General features: G+C 36.5%; 14 protein-coding genes. 9 read left to right on the plus strand and 5 right to left on the minus strand.

From position 1 onward, the window contains the following. Window positions 1–23: 23 nt before the first annotated feature. From GY065_RS12360 to GY065_RS12385, 6 genes are all read left to right on the plus strand, one after another. Window positions 24–1,499, plus strand: coding sequence for a lipopolysaccharide biosynthesis protein (locus GY065_RS12360; RefSeq protein ID WP_174834325.1), 1,476 nt, complete (start codon window positions 24–26; stop codon window positions 1,497–1,499). Then, a complete protein-coding gene (locus tag GY065_RS12365) occupies window positions 1,496–2,251 on the plus strand; it encodes a glycosyltransferase family 32 protein (protein ID WP_174834327.1) in 756 nt (251 codons plus the stop codon). The genes GY065_RS12360 and GY065_RS12365 overlap by 4 nt, the downstream gene beginning before the upstream one ends. Next, window positions 2,248–3,333, plus strand: a complete 1,086-nt coding sequence (locus tag GY065_RS12370; RefSeq protein WP_174834328.1) for a stealth family protein — start codon at window positions 2,248–2,250, stop codon at window positions 3,331–3,333. Before GY065_RS12365 ends, GY065_RS12370 begins: the two co-directional genes overlap by 4 nt. 150 nt (window positions 3,334–3,483) lie before the next feature. Then, window positions 3,484–4,305, plus strand: coding sequence for a glycosyltransferase (locus GY065_RS12375; protein ID WP_174834330.1), 822 nt, complete (start codon window positions 3,484–3,486; stop codon window positions 4,303–4,305). A gap of 9 nt (window positions 4,306–4,314) precedes the next feature. Then, a complete protein-coding gene (locus tag GY065_RS12380; RefSeq protein WP_078475218.1) occupies window positions 4,315–5,553 on the plus strand; it encodes a sugar transferase in 1,239 nt (412 codons plus the stop codon). Window positions 5,554–5,934: 381 nt separating this feature from the next. Beyond that, window positions 5,935–6,801, plus strand: coding sequence for a permease (locus GY065_RS12385; RefSeq protein WP_174834332.1), 867 nt, complete (start codon window positions 5,935–5,937; stop codon window positions 6,799–6,801). A 26-nt stretch (window positions 6,802–6,827) separates the two neighbouring features. On the opposite strand, the gene GY065_RS12390 is transcribed toward GY065_RS12385, so the two are convergent. Together GY065_RS12390 and GY065_RS12395 are read right to left on the minus strand one after the other, a co-directional pair. Beyond that, complete coding sequence (locus tag GY065_RS12390) at window positions 6,828–10,991, minus strand: hypothetical protein (RefSeq protein WP_174834334.1); 4,164 nt, start codon at window positions 10,989–10,991, stop codon at window positions 6,828–6,830. Between the two features lie 396 nt (window positions 10,992–11,387). Further along, window positions 11,388–11,996, minus strand: coding sequence for a YdcF family protein (locus GY065_RS12395; RefSeq protein WP_174834336.1), 609 nt, complete (start codon window positions 11,994–11,996; stop codon window positions 11,388–11,390). Window positions 11,997–13,090: 1,094 nt separating this feature from the next. Between GY065_RS12395 and GY065_RS13310 the strand changes: the two genes are divergently transcribed. Further along, window positions 13,091–13,639 (plus strand): Imm52 family immunity protein, encoded by a 549-nt coding sequence (locus tag GY065_RS13310; RefSeq protein WP_174834337.1) that lies wholly within the window; start codon window positions 13,091–13,093, stop codon window positions 13,637–13,639. A 458-nt stretch (window positions 13,640–14,097) separates the two neighbouring features. On the opposite strand, the gene GY065_RS12405 is transcribed toward GY065_RS13310, so the two are convergent. The 3 genes from GY065_RS12405 to GY065_RS12415 form a co-directional block, all read right to left on the minus strand. Continuing rightward, a complete protein-coding gene (locus GY065_RS12405; RefSeq protein ID WP_174834339.1) occupies window positions 14,098–15,807 on the minus strand; it encodes a hypothetical protein in 1,710 nt (569 codons plus the stop codon). A gap of 201 nt (window positions 15,808–16,008) precedes the next feature. Next, window positions 16,009–17,790, minus strand: a complete 1,782-nt coding sequence (locus tag GY065_RS12410; protein WP_174834340.1) for a hypothetical protein — start codon at window positions 17,788–17,790, stop codon at window positions 16,009–16,011. A gap of 413 nt (window positions 17,791–18,203) precedes the next feature. Further along, a complete protein-coding gene (locus GY065_RS12415) occupies window positions 18,204–19,652 on the minus strand; it encodes a hypothetical protein (protein ID WP_174834341.1) in 1,449 nt (482 codons plus the stop codon). A gap of 1,170 nt (window positions 19,653–20,822) precedes the next feature. Here GY065_RS12415 and galE point away from each other — a divergent pair. Further along, the gene (gene galE / locus GY065_RS12420; protein WP_174834342.1) at window positions 20,823–21,851 is read left to right on the plus strand and encodes a UDP-glucose 4-epimerase GalE; all 1,029 of its coding nucleotides are present in this window, start codon (window positions 20,823–20,825) and stop codon (window positions 21,849–21,851) included. 391 nt (window positions 21,852–22,242) lie between these two features. Next, window positions 22,243–23,694 (plus strand): metalloprotease TldD, encoded by a 1,452-nt coding sequence (gene tldD, locus GY065_RS12425; protein ID WP_174834343.1) that lies wholly within the window; start codon window positions 22,243–22,245, stop codon window positions 23,692–23,694. The last annotated feature ends 454 nt before the right edge of the window (window positions 23,695–24,148 follow it).

Consider the following 24,148-nt stretch of genomic DNA (forward strand, 5'->3'; position numbering starts at 1 on the left):
GGCACCTATCCGCTTAAATATTCATGAGTACCCGTGCAGTTATCCTGAAAAACATATCCGCTAATCTGCTACTGCAACTGATAACTGCACTGGGCGGATTCATCCTGCCGCCGTTAATTGTTGTAACCTATGGTTCAGCAACCAACGGTATGCTGGCCTCTATCAAACAGTTTATTGCCTACCTGACTTTACTGGAGGCTGGTATCGGTGCAGCTGCCGTCGTAGCCCTTTATCAGGCGCTAACAGCACAGGATAACCAGCTGCGTAACCGCATTCTTGCAGCCGCCCATCACTTTTACCGCATCTCCGGCGGGCTGTTTGCCGTCGCATTACTGATACTGGCTATCCTGTTTGCCTGGCTTACCCACACCGAAATCAGTGCCAGCCTTACCTTTTACATGGTACTGATAATGGGTGCCGTGAATATTCTGGATTTTTTCTTTTTCGGCAGCTACCGTGCCTTACTTACTGCCGACCAGAAAACCTATATCATCTCCGCCATTCAGGCAGGCAGCATCTTCGTTAACATCGTCGTATGCTACTGGCTGATCTGTAACGGCTATAGTATTCTGACTGTTCAGTTTATCTCTACCCTGATACAGGCGAGTAAATTTCTGTTGTACCGTCACTATGTAAAACACCACTATCACAATCTGAACCAGCATTACGACAAACATAACGCGTATAAGCTGCAACAAACATGGGATGCCCTTACCCATCAGCTAACCGGTCTGCTGATATTCAGCTCACCGCTGGTACTGATTACTTTTTTCCTGTCACTGAAAGACGCCAGCATCTACGCCGTTTATGCGTTGATTTTCGGTGCCATCAAAATGGCCTTGCAATCACTGTCACAAGGCATGCAGGCTATTTTCGGTCATAGCCTTACCACAGATATCCAGCGCACCCGTCAGAATTTCTGCCGCTATAATCGTCTCTTTATGTGCTTTCTGGGCTGGGTCTATACATGCACCGGCCTGTTGCTGGTACCCTTTATTCAGCTTTATACCCGTAATATGACCGATGCCAACTACCATCAGCCCGTGCTGGCTGCCCTGTTTTTACTGGTGGGCATTATTGAAAACAGCCGTATTCCGAGTATGACCATGATCATGGCAGCCGGTCGCTACAAAGACACCAAACCACAGGCACTGATCGAAGCTGCTCTGAACATTACCTGCTCAGTATGTTTTATACAGATATGGGGCAGTGCCGGCATTTTACTTGCAGCACTGATATCATTTCTTTACCGCAGCAGTGAAATGGTGCATTACACCAGCAAACACATTCTGTCCCTGCCCTGCACCCGTGCCTATCTGCTGTGGCTGACAGTTTTTGCTACCATCGCCATTATCCTCACTATTGGCTGGCATCCGGTAAACAGCATCAGTGTACATACCTTTATCGATTGGATTAAACTTGGCTTTATTACCGGTCTGAGCACCGCCATACCCTTTGGCATCCTGTTAATTCTGATTTATCGCCGGCCTGCCCAATGATACCCAAACTGATTCACTATTGCTGGTTCGGACCTCAGCCACTGCCTGCCGCCACCCAACAATATATTGCCAGCTGGCGCCAGTTTCTGCCCGATTACCAAATTCAGCTGTGGAACGAACACAATTTTGACTATCAGGCTAACGCTTACACCCGTTCAGCCTACGCTGCCGGAAAATATGCCTTTGTAGCCGATGTCTGCCGTATTCAGGCACTTTATCAGCATGGCGGCATCTATCTGGATACCGATGTACAGATGATTGCCTCATTCGACCCGTTCCTGCACCATCACTGCTTCACCGGTTTCGAACAAGGTATGAATCCCTATACCCGCGAGCTTACCTGTAACCCTCAGGCTGGCGTAATGGGTTGTGAAGCCGGAAGCATTCTTATGCATGATATCTGGCAACAGTATCAGAATCTTGAATTCAATCCGCAGCAGCTTATTACCATCAACCAGTTATTTAAACAAATATACCAAAAGCATGGAATTATCCTTAACGATCAGCGGCAGGAAATTCCCGGCTATGTCTGCGTTTATCCAAGTGATTACTTCATGGCCAAAAATGCCTATACCCATGAACTGAACCGTACTGCTAATACTGTCTGCATCCATCACTACGACGGTACATGGCTTAATGACAGTAAAGGCGTCAACCAGCTCAAACGCAGAATCCTGAACACTCTGCGTACTACACTTGGCGCCCGTAATAGCCAGAAACTGATAGCGCTGCTCAAACGGAAAAACCGATGAACACCAGTACTGACAATACCCCGATTGATTTTGTTTTGCCATGGGTAGACAACAGCGATCCGGACTGGCTGGCTGCAAAAAACCACTATCAGCCACAACATCAGGGACACAGTGACGCGACCAGTAATAACCGTTATCAGGATTTCGGCACCCTGCGTTATGTACTGCGCTCCATTGAAAAAAACTGCCCGTGGTATCACAAAATTTACCTGATAACCGCCGATCAGCAGCCGCCATGGCTGAAAACCAGTAATCCGAAAATAGAAATTGTCAGCCACCGGCAACTGTTTATCCACCCGCAGAATCTGCCAGTATTCAATTCCTCAGCTATCGAAATGAATTTGGTTAACCTTAAAGGCCTGAGTGAACAATTTGTTTATCTTAACGACGACACCGTTATTCTGCGTCCTGTCCCGCGTGAGCGGCTGTTTCAGCACGGGCTACCGGTAGACTTTCTCTGTCATGGCTGGCTAAAGCGCGGCAGCCTGTTTCGCCGTCTGCGCGGCCGCAACAGCTGGGTAGATGCACTGAATAACAATATTGCCCTGATTAACCGCCTGTATCAGCCGGCCTCACTGAATAAACAGCAATTATTTGCCCATAGCTACAGTGTGCGTGAAAAATTCAGCAATTTCCTGCTCAAATACCTTTACCGCCATTATTTCTGGTTTGCTCACTGGCATCTGCCCCAGCCTTACACCCGCAGTACCCTGCAACAGGTTTATCAGCACTTCGAACCGGAAATACTTGCCAGCACCGCAAACCGCTTCCGCGCCAGTAACGACCTCACCATCTACCTCAATCGCTACTGGCAACTCGCCAGCGGTGCATTCATACCCCAAAAACACAACGACGGCTTCGTGCGCAACATCAGCAACATCACCGAGCTGAATAACGCTATCCATTATCTGCATCACCACCCGGAAATCCGTTTTGTCTGTCTCAACGATACCTGCACCAGCAACAACAGCACCGAACTGGCACAACTGCACGCTGCTCAAAGTGCATTTTACGAGCACTACCTGCCCGATCCGGCCTCATTTGAGCAAAACAGCCAGCAGCCATCATCACAGTATAAATAGATATAAATGTAAAAAAATCAGCAACTATCTTTGATGTAACAGCATAAACCTGCACCCGCCGTCATCCGGGAGGCACCTGCCTGCATTGTTGCGATATAATAAACAAATCTTGACAAACCATTAGCATAGGCATCCATCACTGCCACAACCATGAAAACGCGCCCTTTTTCCGTTCTGCTTTCCTTATATGCACAGGAACAACCCGACTGGCTCAGCGCCTGTCTGGAAAGCCTGTGTACGCAGAGCATACAGGCCGACGAAATCATCATGGTACTGGATGGTGCCATAGGTACTGAACTGCATAGCGTACTGAACAGCTATCAGACCCGGCTGCCTCTGAAAATCGTCCCCTTGCCGCAGCATGTCGGTCTCGGACATGCCCTTAATGCCGGACTGGAACACTGCCGGCATGAATGGATCATGCGCATGGATACTGACGACATCTGCGCACCTGGACGGTTTGAATACCAGTGGGCATATATCCTGGAAAACCCCGATATCGCCCTGTTCAGCGGGCAGATAGCTGAATTCTGCACAACCCCGGAACTAAGCGGCACAGTCAGGCAGGTACCTCTTACAGACAGTGCCATCCGCCATTATGCTCAGTGGCGCAACCCGATTAATCACATGGCTGCGGCCTACCGCAAAAGTGCGGTACAGGCAGTAGGCGGCTATCAGCATCACCAGTGGATGGAAGATTACAACCTGTGGCTGCGCCTGCTGGCGGCCGGCTATCAGGCAGCAAACCTGCCGGAAACCCTCGTGTATGCCCGTGCCGGTCACAACATGCATGCCCGCCGGCGCGGTCTGCGCTACCTTCGCAGCGAATGGCAGCTGCTGCGTCTAAAACACCGCCTCAAAAGCCAGCCATTGCTGCCGGCACTAAGCTGTTTTGCCCTGCGCGGCAGCAGCCGTCTGCTGCCGACCAGCTTGCTGGGCAACCTCTACCAACATTTGCGCCTGAACAAATAAAAAACAATTATGCGAAGTTTACTGTCCTATAAAAGCCGTCTTTTCTTCGGAACCCTGCTGGTAATGCTACTGCCACTGGCCATCATGGAGCCTATTAAAGGCTTTGCTCAGGGACGTGCTGCTTTCATCACCAGCATAATTCTTGCCGGTATTGCCCATATTCTGACAACCAAATCTTTATCCGTATTCAGCAACTTTCCCGGCAGAAAATCCGCAGTGATTGCTCTGCCGCATGCTTTCTTCTGGTTTTTCGGCATGTGGATGACGGCCAAATTCTTTAACCTGCCCTATACCGTATGGTTTTTATTCATGGCAGGCTGTCTGTCCCTGTTTCTGTGTATTTCTTATATCTATTACCGCAACAAATTCATAACAACCTACGCATACCTACCCTACGGACGTGCCAGCAACGCCGACCAGCTTCCCAATGTCAACTGGATAAAATTAACCAGCCCCTGCCTGCCTGAGAGCTCTGTCATTAACGGCATTGTTGCCGACCTGCACGAACCTGAGCTCGACAACCACTGGCAGAAATTTCTTGCTCGGCAAACCCTCAATGGCATGCCTGTCTACAATATTCGTCAGGTAGAAGAATTTCTTACCGGACGGGTTAAAATTCATCACCTATATGAAAATGATCTCGGTTCTTTGCTGCCTTCACCAACCTATGTATTAATTAAACGCGTATTCGACATCGTTCTTATCCTGCTATCCGCCCCTGTTACCCTGCCGGTAATGCTTATTACTGCCATTGCCATCAAACTTGAAAGCCCGGGTAATATCCTGTTCCGGCAAAACCGTGTAGGACGCAGCGGCAAAGAATTTTGTATTTATAAATTTCGCAGCATGTGCAGCGATTCAGAGAAAAACGGTGCCCGCATGGCGCAACTTGGGGATGCCCGCGTCACCCGTATCGGACACATCATCCGCAAAACCCGCATCGACGAACTGCCGCAGTTCTGGAACATCCTGAAAGGTGACATGAGCCTGATTGGTCCCCGCCCCGAGCAAAAAGTATTTGTCGACCAGTTTATTCAGGAAATTCCCTTTTATGACTACCGCCACATTGTCAAACCCGGTATTTCCGGCTGGGCGCAAGTTACTCAGGGCTACGCTGCCGACACCGAACAAACCCAGATAAAAATCGAACATGATTTTTACTACATCAAACATTTTTCCTTCTCACTCGATATACTCATATTCTTCAAAACCCTCAAAACCATGCTCACCGGCTTCGGCGCACGCTAACCCAGCCATCCCCATACAAAACGCTACCAGTAAAATCTTACCGGTAGCGTTGCAACACACTAACAAAAACCACATAGCACAACTGCCGATAAACAGAAATCTTTACACCTGACCAAAAGCAATAAAACACATAACAGATATCAAAATAGTGATAAATGATTGCTGAATTTATCTCTCCATTCCACGGCTGCACCAGTAACGCTGATTATCTGGCTCTAGAAAAAACTCAAATACCAAAAATTTATCAGACACGGATAAAAATGATTAAACGTATTGTAAATATATAAATACCTTATCGAATAAATGCAGATGACTAATGATCTGAAAAAAGATAAGCTACAATGAACTATCACAAACCGATGCAATGCTCAGGGAGCCGGCATGACCCTGTTTCTACCCTTGATTTACCTGCTCTGTGGTCTGATCGCCGGCAAATTAACCCGGGATACAAAACCTCTTTTGTCTCTGCTACTGACAAAATTTATTATCCCTGTCGTAATTATCTATAATATAGCGACCAATTTCAGCAATATGGGCGCGGTATTAATTACCACTATTGTCGTTATGAGCATAATGCTGCTTACCGGTAAATTTCTCCGGATCAATCCGGTAAGCACCCTGTGTTTCAGCTATCTGAATATTGGCTGGCTCGGTCTTCCCGTAGCAGCCTCACTCTTTGGTAATCAGGCTGCAGCAATATTTATATCTGCCTATATCGGCAGTTCTATTGTCGGTAACTCACTTGGGGCATGGCTGCTTACCGGCGTCCGGTTCAATATCAGAAAACTGATTCAAATGCCTCCCGTCATTGCCCTTATTATTGGCTGCTTACTGTTACCACTAGGTAAACAAATCCGCGAGCTGGATATAATTTATTCCCTCGCTAAATTTCTGATGAGCTTTCTTGGCATGGCTATTCTTGGTATGTGGCTGGCTAAAAGCAGAATTACACTGACCGACATCAGAAACACCATTCAGACCTTCCTGAAAAAAGCTGCGGCTTATTTCTGCATCCTCTCCGCCCTGCTTGGCCTTGCCTGTCTGTGCCGGCAGAACCTTATTCTGGAAAATAGTGCCGCACTTTACTTATTTTGCCTGCTTCCTCCGGCAGCCAATATCATTGTTCTTGAAACCCACTATCTGGGTACCGGTTACTCCGTTAAACCCATTTCCTGTGGTACTTGTATCAGCATTATAGCTATCGGCATCTATGCTATAGGTATTATGGCAATAAAATTAACTAACTAGTTTGAAATTGTTCAACCAACATACTTTCAGCCATTTCTTTTAGTAATTCGATAATATTTCTCTTGTTTATTATCTACACAGAAATCCTGTATTAAACCTTGTTCTTTTAGTGCTAACAACAGACGACTATAATCTTCACAACATTTAATCTTTGGCGTACCACGATTCCATATTTTATTAAATTCGTCTAATTGCATACTCTTTAATGCCTGCCTTCGCTCTGATACATGCATATATTTATAGGGTAAAGCCTGAATAAATAAATCAATTTTTTTATTCTCTCCTAGCTTTTCAGAAATAAACAATTTATTCAAAAGATTATCTGCAATATCTGTTTTTTGTTTTATTACAATCAATTCACAATTTTTAATTGACTGTTCTACGATAAGACTCTGAATATCTTCATCATGTTTATCATAGTCTTTGATTAAATTCACTAAATCATCTTTATTAAAGTTATACTCCAGTACATATGCCATTATCTTAGATGAAAAAGAATATTTAATAACCGAAACTGGTTCGTTAGTATAGCTCAACAAGTTAATTGCATCATCATCACTAAGTTCTAATCCAAGAAGCTGCAGTGCTTCCCCAAAATTAAACAATTCGGTTTCTTCAGATATTAAATTAAGATAGTCTGCAATATGTGTCTGTAGATATTTTAAAGCAATTTCTCCATCGCAATGAGCTCTTATAAATTTCAATGCCTGTGGGCTTCTCTCAATTGAAACAAAATCAATATTATTATTTACCTGTTTGACAATAAGATTCTGAATATCAGCTTCATAACTCTGATAATTATTAATCAGCCCAGTTAAATCATTAGTATCAAAATTATACTCCAGAACATATACCATTACTGCCGGTGAAAAATTTTGCTCATAAATAGATACCGGGTTATCAGTACATTTCAGTAACCTGATAGCACTATCGTCATCAACTGGTTTATTAATCAGGCTTAATGCTTCTTCATAATCAAATAATTCATTATCTTCTTCTATTAAATCAAGATAATCTGTGAGATTTTTTTGGATAAAATATAAAATCGCTTCGTTATCATAATTCAATCTAATAAAATCCAAAGTAGATCTACTTTCTTTTTTATATTTATCGTAGTCTAAACGAATTATTTTATTGTCAACTAAAATTTTAAACTTATTTATAGCTATATTTTCAATATCAAATTCTTCATAATGAAAACCTAAAGTTGATAATATTTCTTTGTATTTATAATTATTTATTTTTTGATTAATGATTATTACATCAAAGAATTCATCTCTTACCTCCTCATCTTCATCTTTAAAATCTAATCGTGTTTCATTACTATTAATAAATTCAATCAAATTTTCATCTACAGATTCATCCGTTTCTTTGATATGCTGGAAATAACAAAGAATATTTTCTTCGTTATAAGCAAGTTTACCCGGACACAGTAAATTTTGCCATAACTCAGTATTCTCAACCTTATCTAAGCTGGTAATGGGGGTTTGTAAATATTTTATATACTCCAGCTTATGCTCCTGAGAAATATCGTCATGATTTAACAAATACAGCACTTCAGTTTCGTTATCAGATATTTTCTGTTTACAATTGGCCAAGATCAGATGCAGGTAAACATCTATATTTTGGGCAATATAAGCTGCCAATGGAGAATCAGGTTTATTTTGAACACAGCTATAATTTCTATGAATAATATCCTGCTCATCTACAATAGAATATTGTGTAGATAACATTAATTTAATATTAGCAAAATTCAGCTTGTATAATGAGTTATTATAAACTTCATTGAACAAGTCTTTATTTGCAGTTTCATATTTGATTTGTGCAAATTTAATTTTAAGAAATAAAAATTGTTTTACTAATTGTTCTACATCAGGAGCTGCTATATTTAAATAATCACTGCTATTGGCAATATAATTACTTAGACAATTATCATATTCATTAATTTTTATAATAATTTCTGGAGATAAGCAATATAAAGTTATTAAAGAAAAATCTTTTAGTATATGATTTAGATCTATTGTACTATTTACAGCAATCTTAAAAAATTCTGGTAAATATTCATTTACTAAATTTACAAATTTTTGTAAATTTTCTTTGCTTGATGCAGGCCAGAATACATTAATAAATTTTATATTTTCTACCGTTGAGAATTGACATAAGATAGCTTTTAATTCTTTTGTATAATTTCCTGAATAAGTTAATAGATAATTAACTAAATCAACATTCAATATCTCTGGCTTTGAAAAATAACTTATCTGATGTTTGAGTTTCCCAATAACTAATTTAGGATTATTCAGTTTATATTCATACTCTTTCTTGATTTCATCCATAATACTACGCAGATAAGTTTTATCAGCTATAGTTAAACTATTAGGATAAAAATAAGTCATATAATCAGCATAAGTTTCATCAATATAGCCATTACGAATTAAATATTTTAATAATGCAAAATACGGACTATCTTTAATGTCTTCAAAGTTATTTTCTTTACCTATATCATTAGTATATTTAGCATATTTATTAAAAAATTTATTTATATCTAAAAAATCACCATGAATATAATCTTTCAGTTTCTCAGATTTAAATGAAAATTCTCTATTCTGATAGTTTGTAATTTCCATTTGCAATAATTTTATTTTGTCTTCATAGAATTTATTTATTTCCTTTTCTTTTTGCTTTTTTTCCTCTTCTATATTTACATCATTTTCATCATCAGTATTAATATTTTGCAAATCTGTATATAGTTTTTTAATCTCGTTTTTACATGTTTTTCTTATATCTTGAATATTTTTTTTAAGCTTACTCACTCTGGCTTGAATAACTATAAGTTTATTATTCAATAATAAATAAACATATCCCTGATTAATTTGCAAGTAAGAAAAATCTAATGGAAATAAATTTTTATATACAATCAATGCAAACATTTTATTAGCATTTAGCTCAGTATTATTTATATTTGAATAATACATATGAAACTCATTACAGATATTTTTTAGTAATCTCATATCATCAATATATAACGATATCCCTTCTAAAAATCCCTTCTCTATTTTATTTCCATCTATATAGGTTTTTAAAAATGTTATTAGTTGATCATAGGAATTTGAACCATCAACTACAGGAACTACTGGAATAATGAAATCAAAAAATTTTGTTCTGTCTTTGGTGCAAAATATATCATCACGTAACAAATAGAAAAACCTTAATATTTTTGCTTTCTTTTTTTGATACTCTTTTAATTGATTATTTGCCAGCAAATTGATTTCCCGTAATCGTTCAAAGATAAATACGTTCTCAAACCGGTCAATATCCTCAAAAACAATTACATCTACATTAGCATTAACAAAAATATAGATAACTTCATTTAAATACTTATCAAAAAAAGAATCACTGGACTCTGTAACAATTTCTATTTCATTGCCCTGAAATTTAAGTTTTCTGAATATATTTTTATACTTCTGAATCTTAATAATATAGTAAAGAAATATTGCAAACAGACCCATACTCCAGATAGCACTGCTCAGAAGAAATATCTTAGTTGTAAATCCCAGTAATAACTCTTTTAAGCCACTATATTCCAGGGACAAAACAAATTCTTTCCATGTTGCAGAAAATATAATATCCAGCATAAAGAGCAAGAAAATAATACTGCTTACTGTAATTGCCAATAAATCTCTTATACTAGTAATTCTTTTAACAGCAAAATTGCTTTGTGGTATTTGTTCTGACGAAATCTGATGAATAAGCTGATTCAGAATTTTAGCTTCGAGGAGTGATAATTCATTATTTTCATTTTGGGAATTTGCTTCTTCGTTCAAAACTGCAGATAAATAATTATTTTCTGTACGAAAATGAGCCAGTGATATGTGCAGAAATTTTCTACCCAGCTTTCTATTCGTATTTGTAGTTTGAAGATACTTTTTATATGATTCAATCAGGCTGCTTTTACCTGAACCATATGCGCCTGAAATTGCAATATTTCTAACATCGTCATGTTGAAAAACATAATCAAAAGCTCTTTTACTTTCCTTTAAATCAACCTCGGTGTAGGGTGTTAACTTTTGATACTCATATTCTGCTTTTTCATTTTGTTCTGACGATGATTTCGACTCTTTACTTTTATTTTTAGCCTTCAACCACCATCCATATATCTTTTTACACCATGATTTATGCTTAACGTCAGACATATTGAATTATTTATACAGTTATACATTAATTTACATTTAAACAATTTAATACTGAAAATCAATATACTAAAAGATTATTTTTTACATACAATCTATTTTGACAAAGAATCAATTCCGATATATCTCCAGATAAACTACGAAATTTTAAATTTAATATATATATCAGCTATCGATTCTAATTCGAAAATTACTAAAAAGTAATTATGTCAAACTGCACAAATAGATTCAATTTCATAGACACAAGTTTCTTGCACGGAATACTTCAACATTATTTCCGTCTTAATATCCCTAAAATAGCTGATAGTTATACCGGTTAATAACCGTATCTATTCTAATTCAATACTATAAACTGACTTTCATCCACCCAGTATTCTCAATGTTTCAATTATCCGTATACTAATTATCATTATTCAGAGGATGATCGAACAACCATGAATTAATTAGAGCTAATGGTTCTCTAATAAGAGAAATGTAGTTCCTGTAATTTCTGAAACTTAAAGGTGCAGATAAGCCGGATACATCTTTTACTCCTGATCTTTTAGCCAGCATAATAGAACGCAATAAGTGAAAATCATTGGTAACTACCACGGTTTTACCTAACGGTAACACTTTATTCGCATAAACAAACTGCTGAGCAGTACGTGTTGATTTATCTTCAAGATAAACCCTTGAGGCATCAATCCCGTTATCAATTAAATAACCTGCCATAACACTTGCTTCTGTTGCCGGCTCCCCTTCTCCTTGTCCTCCGCAAACAACAACTTTGGTATTAGGGTTATTTTTCAAATAAACCAGAGCTTTATCTAAACGCCCTTTTAAAACAGGATGAGGTACTGCAGGATTACCCATTACCTGAGCACCTAAGATAACCATAGTATCAGCATTGTCTGCTGCTTTTTGCCGGGCATAGAGATGAATAATGACATTACAGATAATAAAATAAGCTAAAACAATTATTACAAACCACTGAACCAATTTATAAATATTCATAATGCTCTTATTCATAACTATCCGTAAAATAATTGTTAATCAGTTCTATAAATTGAAAACAAAAAAAACAATAACGTAAAATATTCCAGGAACTATAGCAACTAATTAGCATTTTATCACTTAATAATTTTACAATAAATATCAAAACATAATTTCTGTCTCCTGCTATTAATTAATAATCTCTGATAAAACTGTCATGATTATTCAAGAGACAGCTTTTGCTTTAACTGCGCTGTGCAATCTCTGGCCATCTGTTTATACTCATTAGCTTTAGCTTTTGAAATAGTTTATCTGTAAGTTATTCAAATATAGTAGCTATGGTTCTATTGTTGAAATTATTAAGAGAGAATTACATGCACAATCAACCGGGCTTGGAGAAGCATATGCACGTATCGGAACAAGATAAAGTGGCATTTAGAACAGTGGCAATAGCAGTGATAGCAAAATTAGCAACATGGCCGAAACAACTGTAATTACCCGCCAGATAGATTTAAATGAATACAAAGGAAAAACATATTTCGTAGTATGAGCCTATTATCGCTAGATTATCAATCAGCAATTAGAAGTTTGAATTGGGATAGCAAAAATAATATACTGAATGGATGTATTTTAAAGAATCAGGTAATCCACCAGTAGAGTTTGATGGGAGTTACCTAGATTTTGTCTTTTTTTAGAAACTAAAGTGCGTTATGATCATTTATTTGCATAAATTAATTTAATACTGGAATTGTTACCATGGACTATTAAAAATTATCAAAAAATAATGTTGTAAGAAAAAAAGCAAGATAAATTATGTAGACAAAATTACCTTGCTCAATACTGTTGGTTGTGGGTTACTAAAAAGGGATACCGTTATTTTCTAATAATAAAGAAAATTACCCTAATTTATACACAATTTATATCCGACTATTAAAATTAAAATAACATAGATCATTAATTATGAAAAAAATTTAATTTTTGATATCTTTTTTTACCCTAAAAAGTATTTATCGCTTATAACATGTATAGAGCATGTTAATAACATTTTAAAAATCCAATACCAATATCTATACAGAGAACAAGATTGGTATTTATGTAGCTCATCGAAAAAAAAATCATCGATTCATAAGGTGTTTGACAAAGATGGTATTACAGAAATTGGTTTAAAAAAATTAACACAAGAATATCATAAAGACAAAAGACATTTTTGCTTAGCTATCTGGGATAAAAAAACAGAGGGGGCCGCATTAGTGTATAGTATATATGAACAAACTTGTGGACAACCATTTAAGGTTAAGATCAGGTTGGATTATGATATTCTTTTATCAGAAATAGATTTAAATAATATTCAAAAATTTTGTCTTGCTTTATCTGAGCAATTTGATGGCGCATATATTATGGTAAATAATAATTATACACCTGAGAAAAAAGTTTTTCCAGATAGGCTTTCGGCTGCATGGATGATTTACTTACCTAAAGTTCAGTTATCCCATAATATGGTTCCACAGGCGTTTGATGTGATTAGCCCCACAGATCATGAAGGACATGGAGCTGGATCGTTGGTTGTTACTCTACCACACTTTTTTGATGAGAAAAATACAGATGATATTAAAGCGGTAAATCGTGTCGATACTAAGTTACATGAATTAGGTTTATTACCCCTTTATGCAGATATATAAAGATAAAGGGATAATGAATTTCATGAAAGATTAAAATTCTTAGTTCATTTCTTTGTAACAAATGTGGTAAATATTGTCAGAAAATTGGAAATAGTCTCAAAAAAAATTTTCTGATCGTGGTGATTCAACGTACATACATTTTGTGAAGTGACAAAATTATGCAATATCTATAAAAATTGTTCTATAAGTAATCATGTTGAAGACTGTTATCATCGTTAGGGAAAATTTGCAAAAAATAAATTTGATAATATGCAAATAACTATAATTTTTACATGAGTTGTATATTGATCTAGAATTAAAATTTACTTTCGGTAAAGAATTTTATTTAATATTAAATTAATATTTTTTATATGCTAATGATAAAATTTAAAATACGGGTGCCGGCTAAATATGTCTGTGTCTCATACTGATAAATTCAGCATATTTGCAGCTGTCGGCCGGCTCTTTGTACATTAAATTTAATTAATTCTGATTTTTTTCTGCAATTCCTCTACGCAATCTCTGGCTGCCTGTTTAAGCTTACCTGCCTGCGGGTCAATGAATCTCTGGTTAACAAATCGCTCATACTCTTTCAGATTACCAATCAGGAATTTATCCTGAAAAATTTTATATTCACCATTCAAATAAGCTGCAAAGATAGTTTTTCTTTTAGCTGTACAATTTTTCCGGTAAGCAATATTTTTAATCTTTTTTAGATCAAGACTTAACCATTTAAGCTCCAGATTTTCCGGCATATATCTGATTTGAGTTTTTTTCAGGTTGATGCCTTCTTCAAGTTTCAGATTATCGGGTAATTTTTTAATTTTGGTATTATTTAACAACAGTTTTTTACCGACCTGCAAATTTTGGGGTAACTTGTTAATTCGGCTATAGCTTAACTCCAGGCAATCCTGAACATAAAGCGTATCCGGTAAGTGAGCAATTTTAGTTACATTTATAAATAAATTTTTTATCTGAGTAAAATTTTCAGGTAGTTTTTTTACCTTAGTGCGAGTTAAATTTAACCCATTAACCACATTAAAATGGTTGGGAATTTTTTTAATTTTGGTACCCCACACGTTTAACTCACCTCTCACAGAAAGACTTTTAGGTAATTTTTTAATCAATGTATAATCAACAGATAATTGACCACCAACACGCAGATTTTCAGGCAATTTTTTAATTGTCGCCTCAGACAAACTGAGATTTCCGTTTATACGCATATTATTTGGTAATTTTTTGATTTCGCAGTTATTCAGATACAGATTAGATTTTATTTTTAAATTCTCTGGTATTTTCTTAATTTTATTATTACTCAGATCCAGGCTAGAGCAAGTACCTTTAAAATTTTTAAGTAATTTATTGATTTTATTTGATTTTAATATCAAACAGCCTTTTACTTTTAAATTTTTTGGCAATTTTTTGATTTTTGTTTCTGCTAAATCCAGATCGCCGTTAACTTTAAGATTTTTTGGTATTTTTTTAATTTCTGAATACCATAGTTTCAAATTATCTTTTACCTGAATATCCATTGGTAATTTCCTAATTTTTAGATGACTTAGATTTAAACTACCTTCCACTCTCAGGTTTTCAGGTAACTTGATAATATGAGTACTATTTACATTAAGATCGCCGGTTATATGCAGATTAGCGGGCAAGGTACTGATAGCGCAACTTCCCAAATTAAGACTACCTTTTATATTAAACCTTTCCGGTAATCTGGTAATTCTGGTTGAAGAGACATCTAAATCCCCGGCAACAGTCAAATTTTCTGGCAACTTCACTATATAAGTATTCTGTAAATATAAATTGCCGTCTATCATTAAATTGTCTGGTAGCGACTGAATATAACTAAAGGATAAATCCAGCTCACCGCCTATAATGAGCTTTTCCGGTAATGTAATTATTTTGGTATAAGAGGCATTCAGTTGTCCATGAACCACCAGATTGTCCGGTAATATACTGATTTCTGTACCGGATAGATTCAGATCCCCATAGACAATCAGATTATCCGGTAAATTTCTGATTTTTGTTTCAGAAATATCCAGATTGCCTTTAATAATTAAATTATCAGGTAGTGATTTAAGGCGAGTTTTATAAAAGCACAGATTATTCAGTACCCGAATAATGTCATTTTCAACTGTATATTTAATATTTTTTTGGTTTAATATTTCGATAAATTTTTTCATTGATTTAGTATGTAAGCATACGGGTAAAAATTAAGGGAAATAACTGCGCTGCATACATTTCCAGAAGGCTGGTATTAATATCATGCAGTTTCAGTATATATTTTCGATATAAATATCTATTTATAATTAAAAAGTTACAAAGCTGAATAAGTACTTTGACTTTATCCGGTCTGGTTTTATTGTCACCCAGTATTCAATATATTAAATTTTATTAGTGCTGAGTTTTCTCTGCAATTGCTCTACGCAATCCTTGGCTGCCTGTTTAAGCTTACCAGCCTGCGGATCAATAAATCTCTGGTTAACAAATTGCTCATACTCTTGCAGGTTACCAACCAGGTATTCATTCTGAAAAATTTTATATTCGCCATTCAAATAAGCTGCAAAGATAGTTTTTCTTTTAGCTGTACAATTTTTCCGGTAAGCAATATTTTTAATCTTTTTAAGATCAAGGCTTAACCATTTGAGCTCCAGATTTTCGGGCAAATATCTGATTGAAGTTTTTTTCAGGTTTATACCATGATTAAGTTTCAGGTTATTCGGTAGCTTTTTAATCCGGGTATTACTTAACAGCAATGTATTACCAACCTGTAATTTTTTAGGTATTTTTTTAATTCGGCTATTTCTCAGATCCAGATAATCCTCAACATTGAGCTTATCTGGCAAACGGTTAATTTTAGTTTCCTCTATTGCCAGTTTTTTTATCTCGGTAAGATTCTGAGGTAATTTTTTTACTTTAGTCGAAGTTAAATCCAGCCCATTGACTACATTAACATGACTGGGAATTTTTTTAACTCGGCAACCCCATAAATACAGCTCACCTCCTACTGAAAGTTTTTTAGGTAGTTTTTTAATCGGTGCCAGCAAAAGAGATAAATCGCCACCAACATGCAGATTTTCGGGCAATTTTTTAATTTTTGCGTCATTCAGATTCAAATTTCCATTTATATTCATTTTTTTGGGGAATTTTTTGATTTTACAATCATTCAAATACAGATTGGATTGGATTTTTAAATTCTCTGGTATTTTCTTGATTTTATTACAGCACAAATCCAGACTAGTGCATGTTGCCCTAAAATTTTTAAGTAATTGATTGATTATTGTTTTGCGTCCTCCCAATGCTAAACAACCATTTACAACTAAATTATCCGGTAACTTTTTAATTTTTGTTCCTGACAAACCCAGATTACCGTTCACCGTCAGATTATCCGGTAATTTTCTGATTTCTGTAAAACTTAAGTCCAGATTAGCTTTAACCTGAATATCCTTTGGTAATTTCTTAATTTTGGAAGATCCCAGAATCAGACTACCATCTACTTTCAGATTTTCAGGTAACTTTGTGATAGGGGTATAACCCAAATCAAGATCGCCGGTTATATGCAGATTAGCAGGCAGAGTATTGATACCGCTTTTTTCCAGACAAAGACTGCCTTTTATCGTAAATTTTTCCGGTAATCGGGTTATTCTGGTTGAAGAGGCATCCAGATCCCCGGTAATAACTAAATTTTCCGGTAATTCCAGTATACAACTATTCTGTAAATATAAATTACCGTTTATTGTCAGATTTTCTGGAAGCAACTGAATATTGCTAGAGGATAAATTCAGCGCACCACCAACAATTAGCGTTTCCGGTAAAACTTGTATTGCGGTACGAGAGGCGTTAAGTTTGCCCTGAACCACCAGATTTTCCGGTAACACTCTGATTTGTGTACCGGATATATTCAGATCCCCGCGAAAAATCATATTTTCCGGCAGTTTACTGATTTTAGTATGGGAGATATCCAAATTACCGCAGACAATCAGATTATCCGGTAACTGGCTGATTTTTGTTTGGGAGATATCCAGATCACCTTCAATAATTAAATTATCCGGCAGTGATTTAAGTGGATTTTGATAAAAGCACAGATTATCCGCTATGCGGATAATCTCATTTTCAACTGTATAGTTAATATCTTTTTGGTTTAATATTTCGATAAAATTTTTCATTGATTTAGTATGTTAATCATACTGGCAAGGTTTATTAACCATAACTTAACTGTAAATATTCAGATTCAATCTACTTAGAGAAGCATTAACTGATAAATAATTGAAATTATCATTACATACAGTTTCAGTATACATTGTTTTAATGATTTTTTCAGCACATATGTTTTTAATAAAAATTAATAAAACGAATACAAATATTCTGACCAGAGCCAGAGCTGTTTTTGTGGTTAAAATAAAAGTAATAAAAAATTAAATAAGACTATATTATAAAATTAATCATCTCCAGTAGGGTAAGTAATTTACTAATATATTAATTTATCAGCCCAATCAAACTGTAACCTGAATCGTAATATTCATTAAATTTTGATGAAATACCCATATATTTACTTTATTTGTATTAATATGCAGCTATATTAGCGTTGTTTCGAGTTTTCTTTATTGATGATTTTTTTGTATTGCTCAAATTCTTGCATTAAATCTTCTTTTGGCATTGTCATCAATCTTTTCATATGATCTATTTCCCTCATACATGCTTGTGCTGAGTCTTGATTTTCAAGTATGAGTTCATCACGAAATTCTTTATCCGAATTTTTATAAAATACAGGAATTTGTCTCAAGCTATAGTCAAAGGATTCTTTTTTTCGCTGCTTTGTTTTTTCAAAGAAGTTCAAATTTTCTTGTGATATATAAGTTTTATTAGAAAATATTGTAAGTTTTTTATTATTTAATTCAGACCTTTTATATGAGTGTAAAATATATCTCCTAGGTTGATTATCTTTTTCAAAAACTATTCGATAATGAAATTCACAACCTTTTTTATCCACATATTTTTGGTCAATATATACCAAATCCCCTTTTTGCTTTACCCAATTTCCATGTCGTCCGTCGTGGTTCCTCTTTGAATGCTTTAAAAGTCGTCCATAAAGTTGTAAAACTTCAAATGTTTTGCCTTTAACATAAGAACCAATTGTTTTATCTTCAATATCAGACCAACTTAATTTTGAGTCAGGAAAAACTATATTTACAAATCCTGGCCCATCATACATGGAGATAGTCATTTCATCAAATAAATCACCTTTTTCTTCATTACTTAATACTTCCTTTTCAATTGGTTTATCATTTGAAAACCAAACGCTGGTATTTAAGACAATATTTCTGACTAAATAGTTTTTTTTGATGAACTTTGGAGGCTCATATTTTGAGCTAAAAAACTCATCGGTTAGTATATCAAGATATAATCGTTCCCAGTAATTATATCTATTTACAGAACCATTCAATTTATTAATATCAATTTTATTTTTAAAAATTGGGAAATATTTATCCGATTCATTTATACCAAAATTATAACCTGACGATAATTGAAAATCTGGATAATGAAGATAAATACCTTCAAGAACATATTCTTGCTTGTTATTTTTAGTAGGTTTAGGAATATCAAAATTTATAATTTGATTATCTTTATTAACTTTTAAATTTGTCGCAAATGCATATTGATTTATTTTGTTATACACAGTAGTCTTATTATCAATTCCCAAAATATCCCTTAATGATAAAAATTGTGGTGCGCTAATTTGTTCCTTTTTTTTGATGATGGAGCCTGTTTTATCAATTATAGGCTCATAATTTGCTATTATTTTAATATTCTTTTTCGGAAATTTTTGTTTAATATCTTCATTTTCTGCATGAGTTAAATAAGGATTATAAAAATCATCAATTTGTAAACTGACATGTAAAGATTCCTTGGCGTCAGAACTATTTATTAACTGGTAGTCAGCTGTACTTACCCTTTTGTAGTGTTTAGCACAAGAACTTAGTAAAAAAGCCAGCAGCAACGAGGTTATTAAAAATATTATTTTTTTCATATACAGTCAACTAATTAAATATTTGATATTATTAAAATAAAAAATATCGGTCTAATAAATTAGAACAAGAACTTAGTAAAAAAATCATCAACAACGAGGTTATTAAAAATATTATTCTTTTCATATACATCTGCATAATTAAATACTCCATATTATTAAGTAGATGACTAAATACAAAATGCTAATTTAATAATCACAAACTGATATTTGGTATTCATAATATTTGCATACTATACTGTTAAACTAGTTTAAATACAACATTGATATAAAAATCGGTCAAATAATATAGACCGATCCTGCTATTTACAAATTGCTTAATTTATCCGAAGTGTATAAATGGTGCCGAATCTGGTTTAAAGCTATCTTTAAATTCATCTAATACAACAGACGCAGGCGGGCTATGATCGGCTTGTACCACAATTTCTGTATATCTTTAAAAGCACTAGTGTTGATTTCGCTAGCTATAATCTAAAAAACTGATTCTGCAGATTTAAATTGAGACAGACATTTTGCCGGTCTTTAATTAAAGGCTGTTTACAATTATAGTTATTTTCACTTTGTGTATCTTTTTCAGAATAATGATGAGCATTAAGAGTTAACCGATAGAAAAATGACTTATCCTTAACTTGCTTATTAACAGCCGCAATATCATGCACAAATATTAAAGTCTCAATCTTCCGATTATGAAGAACATTGTTAAAATCAAAAAAGTTATTTTAGTTTTTAAAATGTATATTATTAAATAATAAATATAAACTTTCAATTTATTAATTAGTTATATATTTATCAGTAGCCGGTTTTCAGCAAATATTCAATCTGATTTTTTATCTGCTATATCTGCATAATGGTTTATCTGGTTTTATTTGCCGCTGTATTTCAAGTCATATTTCTATCAGATTTCTGTTTTATCACTCCTGTCCAGTTCAGTTATTGCCGTTTGAACAGAAATAACTTTTGTCAGAGGTACCGGATATTTTTTGTTGTGCTACCTCATCTGTGCAGCTCAGTACTTTACTGTTGTAAAGATACAGCAGATGCCGGTTTTTTTAGTGTATCTTCTACCCCGCGTCAACTTAACTATGATTATAAACAAGATATACTTATGGATTTCTGGTTGTTTACATACCGGTTATTTGTTGTATTTCGATGAAAAATTATTACGGATAATTTATGGCTATTCTGGTAACAGGTGGTGCCGGCTTTATTGGCTCTCACACGACTGTACAATTACTTAATGCCGGCTACAATGTGATTATTATTGATAATCTGTGTAATGCATCGCCAGTGGTACTCGAGCGTTTAAAACAGATTACCGGTAAAGAGGTAACTTTTTATCAGGGCGATATTCGCGACCGTACGCTGCTGCAACAGGTATTCAAACAGCACAGTATTGAGCATGTGCTGCACTTTGCCGGCTTAAAAGCAGTCGGTGAAAGTGTACGGGAGCCGCTGAAATATTATGATAATAATGTCAGTGGCAGCCTGATTCTGGTTGAAGAAATGGCCAAAGCAGGTATTTTCAATCTGGTTTTCAGTTCCTCAGCTACAGTTTACGGTACACCGGCTTCGGTTCCGATTGATGAAAACGCGGCTACCGGCGGAACCACCAATCCGTACGGAACATCCAAATATATGGTAGAGCGGATGTTAACGGATATACAGGCAGCAGATGCGCGCTGGAGTATGACATTACTGCGTTATTTCAATCCGGTGGGCGCGCATGAATCCGGATTGATTGGTGAAGATCCGAATGGCATTCCGAATAATTTATTACCGTATATCTGTCAGGTAGCTGTTGGCAAGCTGACACAGCTATCGGTATTTGGTAACGATTATCCTACTGCCGATGGTACTGGTGTCCGTGATTATATTCATGTAATGGATCTGGCTGACGGCCACTTAAATGCCATGCGCATTACCAATAATCAGCCCGGTGTACATATTTATAATTTGGGTACAGGGCAGGGTTATTCGGTATTGGAAATCATACATGCGTTTGAACAGGCCAGCGGCAAAAAAATTCCTTATCAGATTGTCCCGCGCCGGGCAGGAGATATTGCTGTGTGCTATGCCAATCCTGAACGCGCAGCCGAACAACTAGGTTGGACAGCTCAGCGCAGTTTGACCAATATGATGGCTGATGCATGGCACTGGCAACAGCTCAATCCACAGGGCTACAACAGCCACAATGAAATCTAATATCAGCTTATTATAAACACTTAACCCACTGATATTTCAGTGGGTTAAGTGTTTTCGGTTTTTGAGTTTTGATGCAAAAATTTAACGCTAATCGTTACGCCGCTCCTGAAAGTAGATTTAGATAAAAGATGTTTGAGGTCATTACCGGTTAACTATCTCTAACTAACTGGTGAGTCACATTATAATATAATGAGAATTATTATCAATAACAATTTGGTAATTTTTACAATTTGTTTTTCCGGTCTCTATTCCAACACAAGATCTGCGTATAATAAGTATTCCTGCATTCGCCCGGACAAAGCTTGTTTTCGGTATAATTGCCCACAATTTGCTTTTCTGATTAAACCTTTCTCTGTCTGTGTTTTTGTCACAACTTAATTTTTGACAGCTCATGCCTATCTCTACTCAAACCGCGCAACTTGTTCACCAACAGCTACTGGCCGACAACGAACTGGCTGTAGCTGATTTTACCCGTGCACTCTCGCTAATGGGAGCACACCATATTGATTATGCTGATATTTACTGCCAGCGCAGTACCTATGAAAGCTGGCATCTGGAAGAAGGCATGGTCAAATCAGGCAGTTTTCAGATTGAGCAGGGCGTCGGTGTTCGTGCGGTAAGTGGTGAAAAAACTGCATTTGCTTACGCCGACAATCTGAATGTGCAGGCATTAACAGATGCAGCACAGGCTGTACGGGCAATTGGTCAGGCCGGTCAGCAGCGCTCAGTGGGACTAACTTCTCTGCCGTCAGTCAAACCGCTGTATGCAATGGCTAATCCGATGCTCAGTCTGGATGCCGGAGAGAAAGTAGCCTTATTACAGCGTGTGGAGACACTGGCAAAAGCTGCTGATCCGCGTATTGTGCAGGTAATGGCCGGGCTGGTATGCGAGCATGAACTGATTTATCTGGCGCGACTGGACGGCCGGATACACACTGATATCCGCCCGCTTGTCCGTTTATCTGTTACTGTGATTGCCAAACAGGGGGAAAGGCGCGAGCAGGGCAGCAGTGGCGGTGGCGGCCGCTTTGATCTGGGTTATTTTGATGAAGCCATGCTGAAATCATATATAGATACAGCCGTTGCTCAGGCACTGACCAATCTGGAAGCCCGTCCGGCACCTGCTGGTCAAATGACGGTAGTACTGGGCAGTGGATGGCCGGGTGTATTGTTACATGAAGCGGTAGGTCATGGTCTGGAAGGTGATTTTAACCGCAAAGAAACCAGTGCGTTTGCCGGCCGTCTGGGTGAACGCGTAGCGGCTAAAGGTGTGACTGTTGTTGATCAGGGTAATATTGCCGAACGCCGTGGTTCGCTGAATATTGATGATGAGGGCAATACTACACAGCGTACGGTACTGATTGAAGATGGTATTTTATGCGGCTATTTGCAGGATGAAACCAATGCACGTTTAATGGGTGTCCCCGTGACCGGTAATGGCCGGCGTGAAAATTACGCCTCAGCACCGATGCCGCGCATGACCAATACTTATATGGAAAACGGCCAGCTTAATCCGGAAGAGATTATTGCTTCGGTCGATAAGGGCTTGTATGCAGTTAATTTTGGCGGCGGACAGGTAGATATTACCAGTGGTAAATTTGTATTCAGTGCTTCGGAAGCCTGGTGGGTTGAAAACGGTAAGCTGCAATATCCAGTAAAAGGAGCCACCATTATTGGCAGCGGTCCGGAAGTGTTAAAACACGTTAGTATGATAGGCAATAACAGTAGTCTGGACAGTGGTGTAGGTATCTGCGGTAAAGACGGGCAAAGCGTGCCGGTAGGTGTGGGACAGCCCACGCTGCGTATTGATGCTGGTCTGACTGTGGGCGGCAGCCAGACATAATTCATCTGAACAGCAAACACCATAACGGAGACAAATTACTGTGTCCGTTATGGTGTTTATTTATGCGGATTATATATTTATTTATCGTAAATTACATCTGAATTTCCCGATATTAATATGCATATTCTCTTTGCACTTATTGAAATTAAATCTGCTTTTTTCAGGTATCAGTTATTGATTACAATGATCCGCCAGTGCTGCGCAGCAAATAACTGGAAAACAGCAATCCGGTAGGTATCAGATTTATATTATTGTGATACTAATATCAATGCTGATCTGCAGTATCAGACAATTTATTCAGCAATAATTACTGCCGGATATTCCTGACACAATAAACTATTAATAAAATTTTTATCTGAATACTGTTCCTTTACCAGGTAAACTGAATAAATTTATTATTTCAAAGCAATCATATAAAATGAACAAGAAAACTGATAGCCTATAACCATACTAC

This window comes from Snodgrassella sp. ESL0323 (assembly GCF_013346865.1).
Classification (GTDB): domain Bacteria; phylum Pseudomonadota; class Gammaproteobacteria; order Burkholderiales; family Neisseriaceae; genus Snodgrassella; species Snodgrassella alvi.